A 19,373-nucleotide genomic window follows, 5' to 3' on the forward strand; every position below is an offset into this window, starting at 1 on the left:
CGGCGGATTGAGGGTCGGGAGAGAGGCTCCCGGCCAGTCCGCCGTGGAGAACTGTCATGGCGAAAGCCCTTCCGAAGATCACCCTCAGCCCGTCGCGGGATATCCCCTTCGACAGGCTGGTTCTATCCCAGTCGAACGTGCGCCGCGTGAAGAACGGCGTGACGATCAACGACCTGGCCGACGATATCGAGCGTCGCGGCCTTCTGCAGGGCTTGAATGTCCGTCCCCAGCTGGACGACGCTGGCGCCGAAACCGGCGTATTCGAGATTCCGGCTGGCGGCCGGCGGTATCGTGCGCTCGAGGTGCTGGTGAAGCGCAAGCGACTGGCGCGGACCGCCTTGGTGCCCTGCGTGGTCAAGCCCGCCAACGATCCGGTTCTCGCCGAGGAAGACTCGCTCGCCGAGAATAACGAGCGGGAGCCGCTACACCCGCTCGATGAGTTCCGCGGAATGCAGCGTCTCGTCGAGCGAGGCGAAGCCGAAGAAGCGATCGCGGCCCACTTCCGGGTCACGCCGGCCGTGGTTCGCCAGCGCCTCAAGCTCGCATCCGTTTCGCCGGCGCTGCACGAAGTCTACGCCGACGGCGGGATGACCCTTGACCAGCTGATGGCGTTCACCGTGTCGGACGACCATGCCCGTCAGGAACAGGTCTGGGAAATCCTTGCGCACAGCCACAACAAGTCGCCGGGGTTCATTCGCGCCCGGCTGACCGAGGCGACGGTTCCCGCTGTCGATGCGCGCGCCCGCTTCGTGGGCATCGACGCCTATGTCCAAGCCGGCGGTTGCGTTCTGCGGGACCTCTTCGAGGAGGACCGCGGCGGCTGGCTTCAGGACGCCGCATTGCTCGACAAGCTCGCCAGTGACAAGCTCAAAGCCGACGCAGAAGCGATCGCAGCCGAGGGCTGGAAGTGGGTCGAGGTTGCGATCGACCTGCCTTACGGCTTCGATTTTGACCTGCGCGCGCTCGAACCCGAGCACACGCCCCCGACCGAGGCCGCCCTCTCCGAGGTCGCCACGCTTCAGGCCGAGGCCGATGCGCTCGAGAATGAATGGTCCGGCGCTGACGAGATCCCTGACGAGATCGACGCCCGCGTCACCGAGATCGACGAGGCGATCGCCACGCTCAACGAGGGCACGTGGTCCTACGATCCGGCGCAGATAGCCATCGCCGGCGCGTTCGTCACCATCGGCGGTGACGGGCAACTCGCCGTGGAGCGCGGCTGGGTCCGTCCCGAGGACGAACCCGTTGCCGAGGTCGCCTCCGAGGAGGATGAGGCCGACGGAGACGATCCTGCCTTCGTCGGGCCGCGCCAGCCCAATGGCGAGGTGCAGAGCGCCGTCAGTGCCACCGGCGGTGCCGAACCGGCCTCGATCGAGGAAGAGGACGACGTCATCAAGCCGCTCTCGGATCGGCTGGTCTCGGAACTGACAGCCGAGCGCACCCTCGCCTTGCAGGATGCCTTCGCCCAGAACCCGTCAGTCGCCTTCGCAGCGGTCCTGCACAGCTTCGTCCTAGCGATGTTCTACTGGAGCCGCAGCGAGTCCTGCCTGTCCCTGACAATCAGCCGTGTGAACTTCCCGTTCCAGGCGACAGGATTGAAGAACAGCCCGTCGGCCAAGGCGATCGAAGCGCGCCACGCCCAGTGGAAAGCGAAACTGCCGGACTCCGACACGGCCCTTTGGGACGTTCTTCAGCAGTTCGACGCCGCCGAGCAGGCCGCGCTTTTTGCTCACTGCGCAGCTTACGCGGTCAATGCGGTGTACGAGGTCGCACCCAAATACGACAATGGGCGCGTCTCAGCTCAGGGCGTTGCGCGCCGGATCGAGCACAGTCATGTACTGGCTCGTGCGGTCGCGCTCGACATGGTCGGCGCTGGCTGGTCGCCGACGGTCGACAACTACTTCGGGAAGGTGACCAAAGCGCGCATTCTCGAAGCCGTGGCCGAGGGCAAGGGCAATCAGACCTCCGCTTTGATTGACCATCTCAAGAAACCCGACATGGCTCGCGAGGCGGAACGGTTGATGGCCGACGCGGCGTGGCTTCCCGAGCCGCTCCGTACGCCGGTGCCCGAAGTAGCGGCAGACCCCGAGATGACCGCTACCGATGAAGCCGCTCCCGCGTCGGCGGGCGCAACAGGAGTTGGGCAAGCCGAAACGTCCGACCCGAGAGACGACGGCTACGCGATCGCTGCCGAATAGGAGCGCTCCGGCGGGTCGGCCATTGCCGGCCCGCCGCCCATACCTGTCATCGGGGCCAGCCATTGCCATCTACATGACTTGGCTTGATCTCGGCGGTTGTCTCATGGAAATTGCGGCTGTTCGTTCCGACGGGGGCCGCCGGTCCGGACGTGCTCGCCCGGCTCATGGAGCGCGATCCGCTCCAGCGGGTCGCCGAGCGCGCGGCGAAAGCCGCCTGACGAGGAGCGGCCCGATGGAAAAGCCTGCCACGACGATTGCGCGCCAGCTCGCCGAGCGCGCCGAGGACGTCTGCCGACGCTACCTCTCCAAAGGACGCCGAGAAGGCCGCTACTGGCTGGTCGGCGACGTTCAGAACACGCCGGGGCGAAGCCTCTACGTCCGACTCGCAGACAGCGAGCGCGGCCGCGCCGGTAAATGGACCGACGCTGAGAACGGCGACCATGGCGACATGCTCGACGTCATCGCCGCCGCGATCGGGGCGCGCACGATGCGCGAGACCCTCCACGAGGCTCGCATCTTCCTCAGCCTGCCGCCGCCTGAGCCGGTCGAGAACCAACGATTCGGTCAGGCGGCGAAGGCGCCCACCGGCACGCCGCAGGCCGCACGGCGTCTGTTCGCCGCGTCGAAGGACATCGCGGGCACCGTCGTGGAAGCGTCTTTACGGAAACGCGCCCTTACGGGCCTGCGCGGATGCGACGCTCTGCGCTTCCATCCGCGCTGCTGGTATCGCCTGTCGGAGGACGACGCCCCGGACACGCGCAACGCCTGGCCGGCTATGATCGCCGCCGTCACCGATCTCGACGGCGAAATCACCGGCGTGCATCGGACCTGGTTCGATCCGGCCACACTCGACAAGGCCCCGGTCGCCTATCCCCGCCGGTCGATGGGCAACATCCTCGGCCATGGCGTCCGCTTCGGGGCGGCGGGCACGGTGATGACGTTCGGCGAAGGCTTGGAGACGATGCTTTCCCTGCGCTGCGCCATGCCGCGACTGCCGGCGATCGCCGGGACGTCCTCGGCTCATCTGGCCGCCATCCTGTTCCCGCTGCATCTCAGGCGACTCTATGTCGCTCGTGACGACGATCCCGCCGGGGCGCATGCGGTGGCGACGTTGGCCGAACGATCCGAGGCCGCGGGCATCACCATGATCGCGCTCGAGCCCGACCAGGACGACTTCAACGCTGATCTGCGGCGGCTCGGCTTGGAGCGGCTGCGGGCGAACCTCCGGCGCCAGCTCATCACCGAGGATGCGGCCCGGCTGCTCGGCTCGCTCAGCTGAAGCCGGAACGTGGAACACCCGCGTGAGCGGTTCGATCGGAGCGTCGTGGGCAGGGCATGGCGCTCGCCTCCCGGCAAGAGGGCACCCGCGTCGCGGCCTTCCTGAGAGGGCGACCGGGACGGCAAGCGGTCCGGTCGCGCAACGGCTCCGGCGGCTATTTTCCGCCGCGGGGCCAGGGCCCCGCTTTGCATCGCGAAACAAAATAGCCGCCTGCCGCCGTCCTCCGCTTCACTTCGGCCCCAGCCGACGCCCGCGGCGCCGGCCCGCTGCGCTTGGGGTGCGCGCCCGGACCGCGTGCCGTCTTCCGTCGCCATGAAGGCCGCTGGAGCGCGGTCCCAGCCAGGAGGCGAGAGCCATGACCTACGACGACGAGATCCCCGAAGACGAACCCGAACACGCAGAATCCTCTCTTTCCCATATGCTGCAGGAGCTCGAGCTCTACGCCCGCAGGCCCTTTGACGACGAGCTGGACGATCGGCCGCTGCCCGAAGGTCGCCTCGTCGAAGGCGCCGCCGCCGACACCTTTGATGCGATGGCCGCCTGTCTCGCCGACACCCGGCTGGAAACCGATCTCGAAGATCTGCTCTGGGGCTTCACCAACGTCTTTCACCGCGCTGCCGAGCGGGTCGAGCGGGAACTGGACGACAACGAGTTTGCGCAAAAGCGCATGCAGCGGGAACAGGACGGTTCGGAGGTTAAATCGGTCGAGCTCGAGAAGGCGATCGGCGAGGGCAGGACGATGATCGAGCGCCGCGACGCCATGGAAGCTTTCCGCGAGGCCTTTGCTGAACAGTTCCGCACCCTTTTCCGCAAACCCTGGATGCCGCGCTCCGGAACCATGGCCAATCGGAAGAAGCTGACGGCGTCGGTGATCGCCAGCCGCGATTTCGTCAACGCGCGGCGCTGGGCCGACAAGCAGGTGCTGATCCCGCCCGGGGAGCGCATCTACGTCTCCGGCGGGGCCGATTACGGCAATCATGGCTTTGTCTGGCAGGTGCTCGACACCGTTCTCGCGAAGCATCCCACCATGGTGCTTCTGCACGGCGCGTCGAAAAGAGGCGCTGAGCTGTTCGCCTCGCTCTGGGCCCGCGAGCGCAGTGTCCCGCAAGTCCCGCTGCCCCCCGACTTCGTCAAGCACAGCAAGGCCTCGGCGCCGTTCAAGCGCAACGATGCCGTGCTGGAGCTGCTGCCCCGTGGTGTCATCATCTTCCCGGGCGGCGGCATTCAGGACAACCTTTTCGACAAGGCGAAGTCCATGGGCGTGAACCGTTGGGATTTCCGCGCACGTGGCGGCGGCTGAGCGCCGGTCAAAGAACTGGCGGCGACAACCGATACATCCTTTCGCAACGTCACGCCGTCATCGATACATCTGATGCTAGGTTAGGGGCGCTTGCGCGCGGTCGAACATGCCGTAGTCCCGGTCGACCTCTCCGACTCGCAGACGATAGTTGGTGAAGACGCCGGCGCGACCGGCCGCCTGTGCCTCCCGATGGTCGAGGTGGCCACGCCACCTTTCGATGGCCTCTTCGTCGCGCCAGAATGAGAGCGACAACAGCTTTCCTTCCTCAGCGAGGCTGGCGAACCTTTCGATCGAAATAAAGCCGTCGATTGTCTCAAGTTCTGCACGAAGCCTGTTAGCGGCTGAGAGATAGTCCGCCTCGCCGTTTGCGGCAGGCCACACCTCGAAAATCACAGCGATCATCGCGCCGTCCCAATGGGCGATTGGCTCAAGAACGCGCCGACAACATCGAACAGGGCTTGCCGATTTTCCTCGAGATGCATGCGATGGCCACCCCGCGGAAGTTTCACGTCACGCGCCCGTCCCGGGACGCTCGCGAGCGACTCGACGAGCCAGGCGACATCCGAATCTCGGGTGATGTTGTCCCATTCACCGCGCACGATGAGGGTCGGCGCCCTCACGGTGGCCGGATTGTATGGAAAACTCGACGCCCAGGCGTCCGCGATGTCCGCTTGCGGACCGCTGGGCACGCGAACGGCAGGAGGCATACGGTCCCGACTCTGCGGATCTGTCGCGAGATAGGCCTCAACCCACCGATCAAACAGCGTCGGCGCGATCAGGGGTGACTGACCTCCGGGAAGGCCGGCGGCGAAGCTCCTACGTTGATCGTCGGCCGTCACCAATGTCGAACCTCGGCGAGGGGCTGCCCCCGCTTCGCCTTCGCGGCGAGCGACCGGCCCGAACAAGACGAGGCGCTCCACCAGTTCGGGGCGCTGACCGGCGAACAAGCCTGCGGGGAGCGTCCCCCACGAATGCGCGACAATCAACACGCGCTCGTGCCCTGTAGTCTGGCGCATTCGCCGGACCACACGTTCGATCTGCCGGGCGCCGTCCGGAGCTCGGCCAGGAATGGAGATGGCTTGGCCTTCGGCCAGCATGGCGGCGGTACGCTCCGACTCTCCGAAGCCGGCGAAATCGAACGCCCAGACATCGAAACCACGCGACCGGAGATCGTCCATCCACGAGCGGCCGTCGATGGAATAGGCGAAGGACAGGGCTGAGGGGAAGGTCGCGCCGTGGACGAGCAGGACGCTCTGCCCTGGACCGGGCTCGTGCCGGACCAGCAAGGCCGGCTCGCCTGGCGCTCCTTCGAGTCGAAAGACCTCCGCCGCAACAGGCGATGTAGCGAAGACAGCAAAAAGGACTCCGGCTAGGCAGGTCGTCAACGCCTTGAACATGTCGTCCTCCATGATTGAGGGCCATGCTTAGTTCGAGGTGGAGAAGCTTTGCTTCGGTCGCGGCCGAAGCGTTCCGGATTACAGGGCCGCGCCCCCGCGCTAAGACGGCGCAGTCATGAACCGCCATCCCTACATCGCTGAGGTCGCCGCCCTCATCGGAGATCCCGCCCGCGCCAACATCCTGAGCGCGTTGATGGGTGGTCAGGCGTTGACAGCGACAGAACTGGCGCACGTTGCCGGCGTTACGCCACAAACTGCGAGCGGCCATCTTGGCAAATTGACCGACGGTCGCCTGCTGGACCTCGCGGTTCAAGGACGGCACCGTTACTATCGACTGGCGTCGGTCGACGTCGCGCGCATGCTCGAAGGCCTGATGGCGTTCGCCGCGGACGGTGCGCCCCGTCACCGGCCCCGCTCAATCCGGGATGATGCTCTGGCAGCGGCGCGGACCTGCTATGATCACCTTGCAGGGCGGCTGGGCGTCGCTCTGGCGGACGCGCTGACGGCCCGCGGTCACCTGATCCTCAGCGACGATGGCGGCACGCTGACGCCGAGGGGCCGCGCGCATCTTTCCGAGTTCGGCGCCATCCTGCCAGATGGCTGCCGCCAACGTCGTCAGCTGTGCAAACCCTGCCTGGACTGGAGCGAGCGTCGTTGGCACGTCGGCGGTCTCGTGGGGGCGGAGATCGCCCGGCGATGCTTCGAACTCGGATGGCTCGAACGGGCCAAAGAGGGGCGAGCCATCCACGTGTCACGCGAGGGTGAAACAGGTCTTCTGAGGACTTTCGGCGTAGATTGGTTCGGAACGCGAACCCAGGGCGATCCGCCTCTGTCACCTGAGGCTGTTGGATTGGCCGGTGACTTGAAACTCGATCACTAACGGCAGCCGACAAGCTGCAGATCCCGTCGTCAGAGCAGGGTCGGTGACGGCTGCGGCGAGATCATCGGCTTGCGGGCAACCCAAAGCTCGTCGGTTCGACGGGTCTCGATCAACTCGTCGGGAAAACATCGGTCGCGAAAACTGACCACATCGTCGAGCGTGCCGTGAAGCCAGCGCTCGTATTCATCGACATGGAGCAGCACCGGCATCCGATCGTGAACTGGCCGGATCGCTTCATTGCAGTCCGTCATCAGTCCCGAATAGACCGGTCCCCACTCGTCGGAACTGCGCCACATTCCCGCCCAGGCGAAGATCGGCTGATCCTTTACCGAGAACCACGTCCTGGTCTTCGCGCCATCCGGTCCTTCCGCTTCCGCGAAAGCGGTGAGAGGGATGAGGCAGCGATGGAACGGCTTGGGGGCGATGCCTCGCCACATGAAGTTTTCGAGATCAGCGATGTTGTTCACGGGCGTCGGCTTGTTAGGTGCGCCCGTCCGCTTGTTCTTCGAGTGTCTTGGAAAGCCCCACGCCATCGATTCCAGAACACGCCGTCCCTCATGCTCCCGGATCACCAGGCCAGGCCTTCCACGCACCACCTCCTCGGGAGTGTTGAAGCCGGTCGGAACGTCTGTGCCAAAATGCGCCGCGATTTCTGCAGCGCTTTTCCTGACGGTGTAGAGGTTACACATGACGTCGCCTTAGCATGGCCCGGATGGTTAGATGAGCGACAGTTGTGGCGCCGGCATCGGCGGCGCCTTGCCGCTGCGCCACCGGTCATCTGTGTGCTCCATCGTCATCAGGCCGGCCGGCAACGGCTCTCGGATCTGGAAATAGATGATGTCCTTGATCGGCCCGCTTAGCCAGTGTCGCCATTCCTCCCGGCGCACCAGTACCGGCATGCGGTCGTTGTAGGGCTCGACCAACTCGTTCGCGTTCATCGTCATGCCAGCGAATACGGGGCCCAACTCTGGCGTATTTCGGCAGAAGCCGCCCCAGGCGAACAGCGGCTCCTCCGTCACCGAGAACCAGGTTCGCGTCTTTGCGCCCTCGTCACCAGCAGGATTGGCGAAATGGGTGATCGGGATCAGGCAGCGATAACGCGGATCAGCGACAACACTGTCCCACATCGGATTGGTGAGATCGGCAACAAGACCGATGCGATCCGGACCTGATCGCGCGAGCCTCGGGAATCCCCAGGTCATCACCCGTGCCCGGCGCTCGCCTTCACGTTCAAAGATCACGACCCCTGGCTCGCCCTCGACCGTTGTTTGCGGATAGACGAGCGGACCCGGCTCCCCGACACCGAAGTGTGCGGCGACTTCCCCGACCGATTTCACGTTGGCGTAGAGCCTCGACATCGCGTCCAACCTTTCAGGACTCGGCAGGCTGCTGTCGATAGCACGGAACAAAGACCGAACGAAGCTCGATTCGCATCTCGACTGGCAAACGGGGCTGACGCGATTGAACCGCCTTGACTCTCATGCCGCTCAGGCAGAACAAAATGGGAACATGGTCCCATTTTGCGTTTTCTGGAGTCAATGTCCGCGTCTAACCCAGCCTTGGAGGCCGTCCGCGCGCGGATTCGCCAGCTCGAATCGGGCGATCGCCGCGCGTGCGGAGTGCTGCCCTTCGGTCTGCCGACCATTGATCGCAAGCTGCCAGCGGGTGGTCTGGCGCTTGGTGCGCTGCATGAAGTCGCTGGGGGCGGCAACGGCGCCGTCCATGGCGCGGCCGCCGCGCTCTTCGCCGCGGGCATCGTCGCGCGGCTTGAGGGACCGGTGCTATGGTGCCTGACCCGGCGCGATCTGTTCGCCCCCGCACTTGCTCAAGCAGGACTTCATCCCGACCGCGTCGTCTACGCAGAAGTCGACGACGAGAAGACCGTGCTGGCCTGCTTCGAGGAAGGCTTGCGACATGGCGGACTGGCCGGTGTCGTCGGCGAGGTGGCCAAGCTATCGATGACCGCCTCGCGCCGTCTGCAGCTCGCAGCCGAACAGTCCGGCACATTCGCCCTCGCCATCCGACGCTGGCGTCGCGCGGCCGAGGCGGCGGACTTTGGTCAGCCCACCGCCAGCGTGACGCGCTGGCGGGTCACGGCTTTGCCGTCCTCGCCCCTGCCGGTCCCCGGCGTGGGGCGACCCCGCTGGCTCGTCGAACTGATCCGAGCGCGCGCGGGCGACTGCGCCGACTTCGAGCTGGAGGCTTGCGATGAAGCGGGTCGTCTCGCTCTTCCTGCCGAGCTGGTCGACCGACCGGCGACGGCGGGCGCTGGGTTCCGCCGCGCCGCCAGTTGAAACCCCGCTCGTGCTGGTCGGGCGCGAGGGTCGCAAACGCGTTGTGACCGCCACCGACGCCGCTGCCCGCGCCTGTGGGCTGCGGCCCGGCATGGCCGCGACCCAGGCGCAGGCGCTGGTCAAAGGGCTCGCCTCGCTCGACGCCGATCCTGCCGGCGACGACGGCGCGCTGCAGCAACTCGCCCTCTGGGCGCTGCGCCGCTACGCGCCAATAGCCGCCGCCGATCCACCGGACGGCCTGATGATCGACGTGACTGGCGCGGCCCATCTAAAGGGCGGCGAAGCGGCATTGCTCGCCGATCTCGTTCAGCGGCTTGCGGCGATCGGCATCGTGGCCCGCGCTGCGATCGCACCCACCTACGGCGCGGCCCATGCGCTGGCTCGCACAATGGTCAGTCCGACCTGGGTGGTCAGCGACGAGCCGGCCGCCGCGCTGACGCCTCTGCCGATCACCGTGCTGCGCCTGCCGGCCGACACGATCGAGCTATTGCGCCGGCTCGGCTTCGATACCGTGGGGGAGCTGGCGGCAGCTCCGCGCGGCTCTCTCGCGGTTCGCTTTGGTCCCGAGCCCGGCCGCCGCCTTGATCAGGCATTCGGTCGCGTCGACGAGCCAATCGAGCCCGTCACCGCGCCCGAACTGATCCGGGTCGAGCGTCGGCACGCCGAACCTATCGGCGCCCCCGAGACGATCGCGCGCTATACCGGGATCCTGGTCGAGCAACTCTGCGTGGCTCTGGAGGAACGCGCGCTCGGCGCACGCAAGCTCGACCTGTTGTTTCACCGCGTCGATAACCGCATTGAGGCGATCCGGGTGGGCACGGCCAAGCCAGTGCGCGATGTCAGGCGCCTGACACGGCTGCTCTGCGACCGGATCGAAAACGTCGATCCGGGCTTCGGCATCGAGCGCATGAGTCTCGCCGCGCCCGTCGCCGAGCCGCTCGATTATCGGCGGGGCGCTTCCAGCTTGATCGATGCGCCGGCGCCCGACATCTCCGAGCTTATCGACACGCTCGCCAATCGCGTCGGCGGCGGCGCCCTCTATCGCCTCGCCCCGGTCGAAAGCGCGGTTCCGGAACGGGGCCTGCGGCGCATCGCGCCCATGGCCCCGCCTGCCGGCGCCACCTGGCCGGCAGACTGGCCACGGCCTTCGCGCCTGATCGAGCCGCCGGAGCGGGTCGAAGCGATCGCGCTTCTGCCGGACCGCCCGCCGGTCGCCTTCACCTGGCGCGGCATGCGCCGGCGGGTGAAGTGCGCCGACGGTCCCGAACGGATCTTCGGCGAGTGGTGGAAACGCGAGGCGGAGCTCTCGGCCGTGCGTGATTATTTCATGGTAGAGGACGAGGCCGGTGAGCGCTTTTGGCTGTTCCGCGCTGGCGACGGCGAAGACCCCGGCACCGGCAGCCACGCCTGGTTCCTGCATGGGCTATTCGCGTGACAAACCGTGTCGGCGCCGCGCGGCTAGATGGCGACCCCTTGCGGGGCTGTGAATTCGGGATCGACGATGTCGCCGGTATTGCACACTTCGGCGGGCTCGAAAATCAGCACCTCCGCCTCTTCATCGGCTGCAGTCCGGTGCTCGATGCCATGGGGGACGACGATCGCTTCACCGGGACCCATTTCGACGATGCGATCGCGAAATTCGACCCGAAACCGGCCCTTCCACACGAGGAACATCTCGTCTTCGCTGTTATGAGTGTGCCAGGGGAAAACCCCCTTTACCTTCACCAGCTTGACCTCCTGCCCATTGAGCCGAGCGACGACCTTGGGTCGCCAGTGCTCATCGATCAATGCGAACTTATCGTGGAGGCTGATCCCGTCGGTCATACCCGCGACGCTAGCAGCCGGGCCGGGCCGGCTCAACGCGCTCCAGCATGACCGACGGCTACGTCGAGCTTCAATGCGCCTCGCACTTCTCCTTCCTGCGCGGCGCGTCCTCCGCCGAAGAACTCTTCGCGCAGGCCGCGCTGATGGGAATGAAGGCGCTCGCGATCACCGATCGCAACACGCTCGCCGGCATTGTCCGTGCCCACGAAGCCGCGAAGACGACCGGCGTACGGCTCATCGTGGGCTGCCGCCTGCTTCTTGCCGATACGACCCAGCTCCTCGTCTATCCGACCGATCGGGCCGCCTACGCCCGGCTTTGCCGCCTCTTGAGCCTTGGCAAGAGCCGCGCCGGTAAGGCCGCCTGCAAGCTCAATTGGGACGACGTGGTCGCCTGGGGCGAGGGCCTGATCGCGGTCCTGATCGCCGACAAGGCGACGCCGAATGCGGCCCGCCGCCTTCAGCGCCTCGCCGCTGCCTTCGGTGATCGCGCCTATGTCGCCCTGACGCTTCACCGGCGGCCGCGCGATCATTTGCGGCTGCATGATCTTGCCAACCTCGCCGCCCGGCACGGCGTCGCCAGCGTCGCCACCAACGATGTGCTGTTCCACGCGCCCCATCGCCGGGTGCTGCAGGATGTGGTGACCTGCATCCGCGAGCGCTGCACAATCGACGCTGCGGGGGATCGGCTCGAACGGCATGCCGATCGTTATCTCAAACCGGCCGAAGAAATGCAGCGGCTCCTGTGGCTGTGGCCCGAGGCCGTCGCACGCAGCGCGGAGATCGCCGCCCGCTGCCGGTTCAATCTCGAGGAACTGGCCTATCAATATCCCCACGAGGTGGTGGAGGACGGTCTTACCGCGCAGGAGACCTTAGCGAAGCTGACCTGGGAAGGCGCCGCCGAGCGCTATCCCGAGGGCGTGCCCGACGAGGTGGTCGCTTCGCTCCGCCACGAGCTCGGCCTGATCGAAAGCCTGCGCTACGCACCCTATTTCCTGACGGTCAATTCGATCGTTCGTTTCGCGCGATCGAAGGGCATCCTTTGCCAGGGGCGCGGGTCGGCCGCCAACTCCGCTGTCTGCTATGTGCTTGGCGTCACCTCAATTGACCCCGGCCGAAACGACCTCCTGTTCGAGCGCTTCGTCAGCCAGGAACGCAACGAGCCGCCCGACATCGACGTCGATTTCGAGCATGAGCGGCGCGAGGAGGTGATCCAGTGGGTCTACAATACTTACGGCCGCCATCGCGCCGCGCTCTGCTCGACCGTCATCCGCTACCGCACCAAAGGCGCGATCCGCGACGTCGGCAAGGCGCTCGGCCTGCCCGAGGACATGATCAAGCTGCTCTCCAGCCAGGTGTGGGGCTGGTCCGAAGAGGGCGTCGAGGACAAGCATGCCGAGGCCCTCAACCTCAATCTCGGGGACTGGCGGCTGCGCCGCACCCTGGATCTCGCCCGTGAGCTGATGGGCGCGCCGCGCCACCTTTCGCAGCATCCCGGAGGCTTCGTCCTGACCGAGGACCGGCTCGACGAACTAGTCCCGATCGAGCCCGCCGCGATGAAGGATCGCCAGGTTGTGGAGTGGGACAAGGACGACATCGACGCTTTGAAGATGATGAAGGTCGACGTGCTGGCGCTCGGCATGCTGTCGTGCATGCGTCGCGGCTTTGACCTGTTGCGCGAGCACAAGGGCGTCGATCTCGACCTCGCCACCATTCCGCCGGAGGATCCGCGCACCTACGCCATGATCCGGCGCGCCGACACGCTTGGCACTTTCCAGATCGAGTCCCGCGCGCAGATGGCGATGTTGCCTCGCATCAAGCCGCGCACCTTTTACGACCTCGTCATCGAGGTGGCGATCGTGCGGCCCGGGCCGATCCAGGGCGACATGGTTCACCCCTATCTGCGCCGGCGCGAAGGCTTGGAGAAGGTCGACTATCCGACGCCGGAGCTGGAGCGCGTGCTCTCCAAGACGCTCGGGGTGCCGCTGTTCCAGGAACAGGCAATGAAAGTCGCCATGGTCTGCGCCGGCTTCACCGCTTCCGAGGCCGACCAGCTGCGCCGCGCGATGGCCACGTTCAAGTTCACCGGCGGCATCTCAAAGTTTGGCGAGAAGCTCATCAGCGGCATGATCGCGCGTGGCTACACCGAAGAATTTGCCGCCCGGACGTTCGGGCAGCTCGAGGGCTTCGGCAGCTACGGATTTCCGGAAAGCCACGCCGCCTCATTTGCGCTGATCGCCTATGCGTCGTCCTGGCTCAAATGCTGGCATCCTGACGTCTTCTGCTGCGCGCTGTTGAACGCCCAGCCGATGGGCTTCTACGCGCCCGCACAGATCGTGCGCGACGCGCGTGATCACGGCGTGGAAGTACGCCCGATTGACGTCAACGCGTCGCGCTGGGACTGCACCCTTGAGCCGATCGGAAACACCGGCCGCTTCGCTGTGAGGCTCGGCATGCGCATGGCGCGCAGCCTCGCCAATGATGACGCGGCGGCGATCATCACCGCGCGGGGCGAGCGAAGGTTCGCCGATGTCGATGATCTCTGGCGGCGCTCGGGTGCCAAGGTCTCGGCGCTGGTCCGACTCGCAGAGGCTGACGCCTTTCGACCATCGCTCGGCCTTGCCCGACGCGAGGCGCTGTGGGCGATCAAGGCGCTGCGCGACGAGCCATTACCGCTGTTTGCAGCGGCCTCCGGCGACGACCGGCGTCCCGTTCCAGAGATCAACGAGGCGGCGATCGCACTGAAGGCGATGACCGCCGGGCGGGAGGTGGTCGAGGATTATGGCCATGTGGGGCTGACGTTGCGCGACCATCCCGTGGCCTTTCTCAGGGCTGATCTGACGCGCGAGCGGTACGTGACCTGCGCCGAGGCCGCCGCGCTCCGCGACGGCAGGCCCGTGCGAACCGCTGGCCTGGTGCTGGTGCGCCAACGGCCGGGCAGCGCCAAGGGCGTCATGTTCATCACCGTCGAAGATGAAACGGGCGTCGCCAACCTGGTGATCTGGACGACGGTCTTCGAGGCGCAGCGCGCTGCGGTACTGGGCGCCAGCATGCTGGGGGTGCAGGGCCGCATCCAGCGTGAGGGCGATGTGATCCACATCGTCGCCGCCAAGCTGTTCGACCTTTCCGGGCAGCTGGCCGGTATCGGCCAGCGCGAGGCGGCCTTTCCCCTGCCGCATGGCCGGGGCGACGAGTTCCATCACGGCGCGCCGCGCGAGGACCCGCGAAGCCGTCCCAAAGGCGTGCCGGCCGCACGCGAGATCTATATCCCGGACCTGCATATCGATGTCCTCAAGGATCGCGAGCTGGTGAAGAGCCGAAACTTCCGATGACGGTGCTTAACCGCCTTGCGGTCGCGATCGCCTTGAGCCTTGCGTCGGCGGGAAGCGCAGAACCCATCGTCGGCCGGGCGGTTGTCGTCGATGGCGACACCTTCGACGTCGGCCGCACGCGCATCCGCCTCTGGGGCATTGATGCGCCGGAAGATCGCCAGACGTGCACCGACATGCAGCAACGCGCCTGGCCGTGTGGCGATCGTGCCCGGAACGCGCTCCGAGCAAGACTTGCCGCGGGATCGGTCCGCTGCGAGCCGCAATATCTTGACCGTGGGGGTCGTCAGGTCGCGATCTGCACGATCGGCGGCCGCGATCTCGCCCGCCAGCTCGTCGAGCAAGGATGGGCGCTCGACTACCCTCAATTCAGCAGGGGCGTATTTCAGGCCGCTGAGCGGCAGGCGCGCGTAGCGAGGGTCGGAGTCTGGCGAGGCCGGATTACTCCGCCTTGGCAATGGCGCAGCCAGCACGAAGTCCGGACCGAAAGGGGCCAGCAGGCGGACCGGCGCTGCCGCATCAAGGGCAACATCAACGCTGAGGGCCAGCGCATCGCACATGCGCCAGGACAGCGCGATTATGCGACCGTTCGGATCGACGCCGGCCGCGGAGAGCGGTGGTTTTGCACCCTCCCAGCGGCGCGCGCTGCGGGCTGGAGGCCAGCGGAGCGGTAACCCGGCGTCCAGCGCGTCCCGAAATCCGTCACGGCAATAGACACGACGAGGAAGCGGCCGAACCGCCCTCCCGCGAGCAGGGCGGGCTAGCGTGGCCAGGGTCAGGCCGCCTCCCGGCGCCTCGAAAACCCACCCCTTCATTTGGCGCCTTCTACGGCGCTCGTCCGGCTTGTGCCGTCAACCCCGCAAGGGGGTTCCCCTCCGCGTGCCGCTCCGGTGACGACGCCGGCCGGCGCCTTCGTGTCGACGCCATCGGGGATGGTCCCCGAGACACCGAAGGAGATTTTGACATGGCCACCATCGCAACCCTTACCGCCAAGCAGGACGGCAGCTTGGAAGGCACGCTCGCAACGCTCAACGTCACCGCCGCCATCTCGATGGTTCCCAACGGCGGGAAGCGCAAGGACAACGAGCCCGACTACCGCATCCTCAGCCGCAAGAACGGCTTCGAAGTCGGCGCCGGCTGGAACCGCCGCAACACTCGCGACGGCGGCGAATACGTCTCGGTCACGCTGTCCGCACCCGAATTCGGCACCATCTACGGCAACGTCGCTCCGGCCCCCGGCGATGACCCCGCCAAGAAGGTCATCATCTGGAATCCGCCCGCCTGATCCGCCCGACCCGGCCCCGCTTCGGCGGGGCCGGCCTCGACGCCGAGCGGGATGACCCGCTCCCAGCCAGGAGCTGACCGATGCCTCTCAACACCGCCCAGCGCTTCGCCTGGAACCTCGCGCAGACGCTTATGGTCGAGATTACTCTGTTCGAGACTGAGAGCGGCTATGCCGCGATCCCGAGCGCCGAGTTCGATGGCGACGCCGACTGCGTCGTTCGCGAATATGATCCGTTCGCCCACTAGGCCAAACGCGACCCACCGCGGCGCCCGGAAGCTTCAGCAAGCTTTCCGGGCGCCGAGGAATTATGTTATGGTGGTCGCGCACATTGCGCTGTGGTGGTGGTGGAGAGCGCGTCCCCGAATCCGTTCGTTACGGAGGACGCCATGACATTCGCCCTGATCTTCGCGCTGGCCGCTGTCATCTTCGCGTGCTGGCTGCTCTACACCCTTGCAACCCTAGCCTTGCCGGTCTTTGCCGCCATGACGCTCGGCATGTGGGTCCATGCGGCAGGCTACGGCGTGATGGCCGCCCTGATCGTCGGCCTGGTCAGCGGGATCCTGACCCTGATCGCCGGGCAGGTCCTCTTCGCGCTTGTCCGCTCGCCGCTCTGGAGGTTGCTCGTCGGTCTCCTGTTCGCCGTTCCCGCCGCGATCGCCGGCTACCACGCGGTCCACGGGATCACGGCCATGGGCGTCCAATCCGAGCCGTGGCGTCACGCGCTTGGCAGCGCTGGCGCGCTCTTCATCGGGGCGGCGGCCTGGCTTCGTATCGCCGCTGGCGGCGATGTGGTGCGGCGGATCGAACAGAATGCACCGCCCGTGGGATGACGCCGCTCAGTCTGAAAGAATGGTGTCGAGCCACAACCCTCCGCCGATCTCGACCTTCGCCGTCGCCACGACGCTGAACTTCCACCTCTGACTGCGCTCACACGGCCTCTTTGACGGCTGATCTAGCCGAGGACCGCCTGCGGCTCGGCCGGCTGGCCGCAACGGCGCGCCGCCGGGTTTCTTCCCCTGATCTTCGATCATTCCTCGCGAGCCAAGAAACCCGCCTGCGCGCCGTCCAGCGCTTCGCTTGGGCTGACGCTGCGTCGCCGTCCGTCCCCGGCCTTCCGATCGCCATCGAGGCCGCGATGGGCGCGGTCCGACACAAGGAAGGAACGACATCATGGCGACCATCGGCCACTTCACGAAGACCGGCGATGAGTTCAAGGGCTCGATCATCACCCTCAGCGTTCAAGCCAAGAATGTCCGGCTTGTCCCCGAGACCAGCAGCACGTCCGACAAGGCGCCGTCCCACCGCCTGCTCGTCGGCGATGTCGAAGTCGGCGCGGCCTGGAAGAACCCGGCCAGCGGCGACAAGCGCCCGAGCTACTCGGTCAAGCTCGACGACCCAAGCTTCGTCGCTCCGATCCATGCGGTGCTGGTCGAGCGGCAAGACGGCGGCTTCGATCTTATCTGGACGCGGCCCGCGAAACGCCGCGGCGAGTGAGCCGGCAGGCTCCGCCCGGCCACCCGGGCGGAGCCACCCTCCGTAAATACGCCGATACGACGTTACGATTTTCCAGTATACTGGATGGCAGTATATTGGGTATGCGGCGACTCCCCGTGAATGAAATTGCGGGGGATCGTTGCGAAAAATCTACGTCGGCTGCGCACCGAAAGGCAGGTGACGCAGGAGGAACTGGCGGATCGTGCTGGTCTGAATCGCAAATATCCGAGTCTTCTGGAAAATGAGCACTACGCAGCCAGCGTGGACGTCCTCGAAAAGCTGGCGACCGCCCTGGATGTCGATCCGGTCGAGTTCTTCCGGCGACATAACTGATAGCGCTACATCCATATCGGTTGTAATCGGTGGAGATTCAGGCGCGGCCGCGAAGTCTACCCCTCCCGAGGGAACAGGTCATGTCGCTGACGGGAACAAGTTCAACGAGCAGATTGGCGGTGGCCGTTCCTGGAGCCCCTGCGTCGTCGTCGCTATGACTGCGGGGAACTCGTGAACGTTGCGGCTTTCGATGATGAGCCGCCGGCAGGCGAGGCTCTCAGCACCTACGATGAAGAGCACCTCGTCACATACCTCCGCGTTTTGGACGCGGTCCATGAAGGGGCGGACTGGAGAGAGATCGTTCATGTCATCTTCGGCATTGACGTTGCGGACGACCCGGCACGGGCCGAACGCATCTTCAATTCGCACTTGGCGCGAGCGAAATGGATGAGCCAAAGCGGCTATCGACAGCTTGCAGCTCGCGGCCGAACTTCCATTAAGCTACGCAACTCTTAGACTTTTCCCACTCCAGCTCTACCCGAGCGAGCACAACCTCAGCGTTTTGGCGGTCCTTCCATCGCCCGATGGGAGAGCGAAGATGCGCACCTTGAGGCGCAGTCTTCGCTGGAGAGGCCAGTGTCTAAACGAGGGTCCTGGCGATTATCCGCGAGCGCCGAAACATTCGCGGAGCACGATTTTCCCGACTTCGCGCAGGAGTTTCTGCGAAGGAACCCTGACTATCGGCAGGATCACAGTCTGATTACCAGACGCAATCGACGCGGATCGCTGACCGGGGACGCGCTCGCCCGAACTCTCGAAAAATGGGGGTTGGTCTTTCGCCTTCGACCCCGACGCCGATCCGATCCAGGACCCCGCTATCTGGCGGCCCGACCTGGCGCCCATGACGATCGTCGCCGCAACCGCGCCGCCGGTCTATCCAACACCGCCGATCTCTATCGATCAGCTCGGCGACGTCCTTAAGGACGGGACAGCCGGCGACGGGCGGCATATCGTCCTCGCGGACGACGATGGCGATCACCGGATCTACCTGCCGGATGGCCGAGGCCATGCGAATGCAGTCCTAATCCCTCTCGACGAGACCTTCGAGGATCGCCTCGGAGTCGCCGCGCGCTTCTTTCGCAGGCTTCGCGGTGAAGCGACCGGAGGCCTACCGCCTCGGCTTTGCGTCACTGCGTTTCAACGCCTGCGACTGACCACCCTGCTGCGTTGCTTCGATCGGGAAGCGGCCGGTGGCACCAAACGCGAAATCGCTCACGACATCATTTACCCCGGCCTGGACGGAGGATCGGCCGCGGAGTGGAAGGCCTCCGCCTAGCGCCGACGGACGCAGCGATTGTGCGAGGAAGCACGCGCCATGGTCGCCGGCGGATACAAGCGGCTTCTTAGCGGAGGATGAAGCCCGCCGCTGCCCGCCGGGGCGACATTTCCACACCGGGTGATTCCGCCGCTCCGACCAGCCGTCGGAACTTCTCCACTCTGTCCCCTGCACACCTGGCGTGGCCCGCAGGCCCTCCGGAGTTCGCAGGAGAACGACCATGCAGCAGGCCTTTGCGGCAATCACGCCGCGCTTTCTCAAGACGCCCGACGCGGCCGTCCACCTCGGCTTGTCAGCGCGCACCCTGGAGAAGCACCGATGCTTCGGCACCGGTCCGGTATTCCGCAAACTCGGTGGACGAATCGTCTACGCGATCGAAGACCTCGACGCCTGGGCGGCGCTCGGCACGCGCAATTCGACCAGCGATCCGGGTACCGGCATCGTCCATCCCGCCAAGCGGCGGCCGACCGACGTTGTGCGGCGCTGA

Annotated in this window: 21 protein-coding genes and 1 pseudogene; 17 read left to right on the forward strand and 5 right to left on the reverse strand. The window is 66.0% G+C overall.

What is annotated here, in order from left to right; genetic code table 11:
- Positions 1-56 precede the first annotated feature (56 nt).
- The 3 genes from GGQ61_RS06345 to GGQ61_RS06355 all read left to right on the forward strand — a co-directional run bounded on the left by GGQ61_RS06345 (position 57) and on the right by GGQ61_RS06355 (position 4,777).
- Positions 57-2,198, forward strand: coding sequence for a ParB/RepB/Spo0J family partition protein (locus GGQ61_RS06345; RefSeq protein WP_183770805.1), 2,142 nt, complete (start codon positions 57-59; stop codon positions 2,196-2,198).
- A 232-nt stretch (positions 2,199-2,430) separates the two neighbouring features.
- Positions 2,431-3,477: a DUF7146 domain-containing protein gene (locus GGQ61_RS06350; RefSeq protein WP_183770806.1), complete on the forward strand. Its 1,047-nt coding sequence runs from the start codon at positions 2,431-2,433 to the stop codon at positions 3,475-3,477.
- A gap of 355 nt (positions 3,478-3,832) precedes the next feature.
- Positions 3,833-4,777, forward strand: a complete 945-nt coding sequence (locus GGQ61_RS06355; RefSeq protein WP_183770807.1) for a DUF2493 domain-containing protein — start codon at positions 3,833-3,835, stop codon at positions 4,775-4,777.
- 75 nt (positions 4,778-4,852) lie between these two features.
- On the opposite strand, the gene GGQ61_RS06360 is transcribed toward GGQ61_RS06355, so the two are convergent.
- Positions 4,853-5,179, reverse strand: coding sequence for an antibiotic biosynthesis monooxygenase family protein (locus GGQ61_RS06360; RefSeq protein WP_183770808.1), 327 nt, complete (start codon positions 5,177-5,179; stop codon positions 4,853-4,855).
- Positions 5,176-6,174, reverse strand: coding sequence for an alpha/beta hydrolase (locus tag GGQ61_RS06365; RefSeq protein ID WP_183770810.1), 999 nt, complete (start codon positions 6,172-6,174; stop codon positions 5,176-5,178). The genes GGQ61_RS06360 and GGQ61_RS06365 overlap by 4 nt, the downstream gene beginning before the upstream one ends.
- A gap of 115 nt (positions 6,175-6,289) precedes the next feature.
- Here GGQ61_RS06365 and GGQ61_RS06370 point away from each other — a divergent pair, with 115 nt between their 5' ends.
- Positions 6,290-7,054 carry an ArsR/SmtB family transcription factor gene (locus GGQ61_RS06370; RefSeq protein ID WP_183770812.1) on the forward strand — a complete coding sequence of 255 codons (765 nt, stop codon included), beginning with the start codon at positions 6,290-6,292 and terminating at the stop codon, positions 7,052-7,054.
- 29 nt (positions 7,055-7,083) lie between these two features.
- Here GGQ61_RS06370 and GGQ61_RS06375 read toward each other — a convergent pair whose 3' ends face one another.
- Complete coding sequence (locus GGQ61_RS06375) at positions 7,084-7,743, reverse strand: SOS response-associated peptidase (protein WP_183770813.1); 660 nt, start codon at positions 7,741-7,743, stop codon at positions 7,084-7,086.
- A 27-nt stretch (positions 7,744-7,770) separates the two neighbouring features.
- A complete protein-coding gene (locus tag GGQ61_RS06380) occupies positions 7,771-8,412 on the reverse strand; it encodes an SOS response-associated peptidase family protein (protein WP_183770815.1) in 642 nt (213 codons plus the stop codon).
- A 201-nt stretch (positions 8,413-8,613) separates the two neighbouring features.
- Here GGQ61_RS06380 and GGQ61_RS06385 point away from each other — a divergent pair, with 201 nt between their 5' ends.
- A complete protein-coding gene (locus GGQ61_RS06385; protein WP_425500977.1) occupies positions 8,614-9,348 on the forward strand; it encodes an ImuA family protein in 735 nt (244 codons plus the stop codon).
- Positions 9,263-10,783: a Y-family DNA polymerase gene (locus GGQ61_RS06390; protein ID WP_183770817.1), complete on the forward strand. Its 1,521-nt coding sequence runs from the start codon at positions 9,263-9,265 to the stop codon at positions 10,781-10,783. The genes GGQ61_RS06385 and GGQ61_RS06390 overlap by 86 nt, the downstream gene beginning before the upstream one ends.
- 23 nt (positions 10,784-10,806) lie before the next feature.
- Here the strand turns inward: GGQ61_RS06390 and GGQ61_RS06395 are convergent, their stop codons facing one another.
- Entirely contained in the window at positions 10,807-11,172 is a 366-nt protein-coding gene (locus GGQ61_RS06395) for a cupin domain-containing protein (protein ID WP_183770819.1), read from the reverse strand.
- A 47-nt stretch (positions 11,173-11,219) separates the two neighbouring features.
- On the opposite strand from GGQ61_RS06395, the gene GGQ61_RS06400 reads away from it, so the two are divergent.
- The 11 genes and pseudogenes from GGQ61_RS06400 to GGQ61_RS06445 all read left to right on the forward strand — a co-directional run bounded on the left by GGQ61_RS06400 (position 11,220) and on the right by GGQ61_RS06445 (position 19,373).
- Entirely contained in the window at positions 11,220-14,501 is a 3,282-nt protein-coding gene (locus GGQ61_RS06400) for an error-prone DNA polymerase (RefSeq protein WP_183770821.1), read from the forward strand.
- Positions 14,498-15,172 carry a thermonuclease family protein gene (locus GGQ61_RS06405; protein WP_183770823.1) on the forward strand — a complete coding sequence of 225 codons (675 nt, stop codon included), beginning with the start codon at positions 14,498-14,500 and terminating at the stop codon, positions 15,170-15,172. Before GGQ61_RS06400 ends, GGQ61_RS06405 begins: the two co-directional genes overlap by 4 nt.
- A 290-nt stretch (positions 15,173-15,462) precedes the next feature.
- Positions 15,463-15,783, forward strand: coding sequence for a DUF736 domain-containing protein (locus tag GGQ61_RS06410; RefSeq protein WP_183770825.1), 321 nt, complete (start codon positions 15,463-15,465; stop codon positions 15,781-15,783).
- An 80-nt stretch (positions 15,784-15,863) separates the two neighbouring features.
- A complete protein-coding gene (locus tag GGQ61_RS06415) occupies positions 15,864-16,028 on the forward strand; it encodes a hypothetical protein (RefSeq protein WP_183770827.1) in 165 nt (54 codons plus the stop codon).
- Positions 16,029-16,169: 141 nt separating this feature from the next.
- A complete protein-coding gene (locus GGQ61_RS06420; protein ID WP_183770829.1) occupies positions 16,170-16,613 on the forward strand; it encodes a hypothetical protein in 444 nt (147 codons plus the stop codon).
- A gap of 340 nt (positions 16,614-16,953) precedes the next feature.
- On the forward strand, positions 16,954-17,277 hold the full coding sequence (locus tag GGQ61_RS06425; protein ID WP_183770830.1) for a DUF736 domain-containing protein: 324 nt from the start codon (positions 16,954-16,956) through the stop codon (positions 17,275-17,277).
- Between the two features lie 120 nt (positions 17,278-17,397).
- Entirely contained in the window at positions 17,398-17,610 is a 213-nt protein-coding gene (locus tag GGQ61_RS06430; RefSeq protein ID WP_183770832.1) for a helix-turn-helix domain-containing protein, read from the forward strand.
- 171 nt (positions 17,611-17,781) lie between these two features.
- Positions 17,782-18,066, forward strand: a complete 285-nt coding sequence (locus tag GGQ61_RS06435) for a DNA -binding domain-containing protein (RefSeq protein ID WP_183770833.1) — start codon at positions 17,782-17,784, stop codon at positions 18,064-18,066.
- Positions 18,067-18,186: 120 nt separating this feature from the next.
- The gene (locus GGQ61_RS22695; protein ID WP_221220909.1) at positions 18,187-18,531 is read left to right on the forward strand and encodes a transcriptional regulator domain-containing protein; all 345 of its coding nucleotides are present in this window, start codon (positions 18,187-18,189) and stop codon (positions 18,529-18,531) included.
- A pseudogene (locus tag GGQ61_RS06440) lies at positions 18,452-18,967 on the forward strand (DUF2285 domain-containing protein). Before GGQ61_RS22695 ends, GGQ61_RS06440 begins: the two are co-directional and overlap by 80 nt.
- Before the next feature lie 139 nt (positions 18,968-19,106).
- Positions 19,107-19,373 (forward strand): helix-turn-helix transcriptional regulator, encoded by a 267-nt coding sequence (locus GGQ61_RS06445; protein ID WP_183770837.1) that lies wholly within the window; start codon positions 19,107-19,109, stop codon positions 19,371-19,373.

The organism is Phenylobacterium haematophilum, assembly GCF_014196295.1.
GTDB classification, from domain to species: Bacteria; Pseudomonadota; Alphaproteobacteria; order Caulobacterales; family Caulobacteraceae; genus Phenylobacterium; species Phenylobacterium haematophilum.

Coding starts and splice junctions, on each gene's coding strand:
- GGQ61_RS06365 (WP_183770810.1), bottom strand. CDS start 6,174: ATGTTCAAGGCGTTGACGACCTGCCTAGCCGGAGTCCTTTTTGCTGTC.
- GGQ61_RS06390 (WP_183770817.1), top strand. CDS start 9,263: ATGAAGCGGGTCGTCTCGCTCTTCCTGCCGAGCTGGTCGACCGACCGG.
- GGQ61_RS06375 (WP_183770813.1), bottom strand. CDS start 7,743: ATGTGTAACCTCTACACCGTCAGGAAAAGCGCTGCAGAAATCGCGGCG.
- GGQ61_RS06445 (WP_183770837.1), top strand. CDS start 19,107: ATGCAGCAGGCCTTTGCGGCAATCACGCCGCGCTTTCTCAAGACGCCC.
- GGQ61_RS06355 (WP_183770807.1), top strand. CDS start 3,833: ATGACCTACGACGACGAGATCCCCGAAGACGAACCCGAACACGCAGAA.
- GGQ61_RS06370 (WP_183770812.1), top strand. CDS start 6,290: ATGAACCGCCATCCCTACATCGCTGAGGTCGCCGCCCTCATCGGAGAT.
- GGQ61_RS06405 (WP_183770823.1), top strand. CDS start 14,498: ATGACGGTGCTTAACCGCCTTGCGGTCGCGATCGCCTTGAGCCTTGCG.
- GGQ61_RS06395 (WP_183770819.1), bottom strand. CDS start 11,172: ATGACCGACGGGATCAGCCTCCACGATAAGTTCGCATTGATCGATGAG.
- GGQ61_RS06350 (WP_183770806.1), top strand. CDS start 2,431: ATGGAAAAGCCTGCCACGACGATTGCGCGCCAGCTCGCCGAGCGCGCC.
- GGQ61_RS06400 (WP_183770821.1), top strand. CDS start 11,220: ATGACCGACGGCTACGTCGAGCTTCAATGCGCCTCGCACTTCTCCTTC.
- GGQ61_RS06380 (WP_183770815.1), bottom strand. CDS start 8,412: ATGTCGAGGCTCTACGCCAACGTGAAATCGGTCGGGGAAGTCGCCGCA.
- GGQ61_RS06430 (WP_183770832.1), top strand. CDS start 17,398: ATGAAATTGCGGGGGATCGTTGCGAAAAATCTACGTCGGCTGCGCACC.
- GGQ61_RS06360 (WP_183770808.1), bottom strand. CDS start 5,179: ATGATCGCTGTGATTTTCGAGGTGTGGCCTGCCGCAAACGGCGAGGCG.
- GGQ61_RS06420 (WP_183770829.1), top strand. CDS start 16,170: ATGACATTCGCCCTGATCTTCGCGCTGGCCGCTGTCATCTTCGCGTGC.
- GGQ61_RS06425 (WP_183770830.1), top strand. CDS start 16,954: ATGGCGACCATCGGCCACTTCACGAAGACCGGCGATGAGTTCAAGGGC.
- GGQ61_RS06410 (WP_183770825.1), top strand. CDS start 15,463: ATGGCCACCATCGCAACCCTTACCGCCAAGCAGGACGGCAGCTTGGAA.
- GGQ61_RS06415 (WP_183770827.1), top strand. CDS start 15,864: ATGCCTCTCAACACCGCCCAGCGCTTCGCCTGGAACCTCGCGCAGACG.
- GGQ61_RS06345 (WP_183770805.1), top strand. CDS start 57: ATGGCGAAAGCCCTTCCGAAGATCACCCTCAGCCCGTCGCGGGATATC.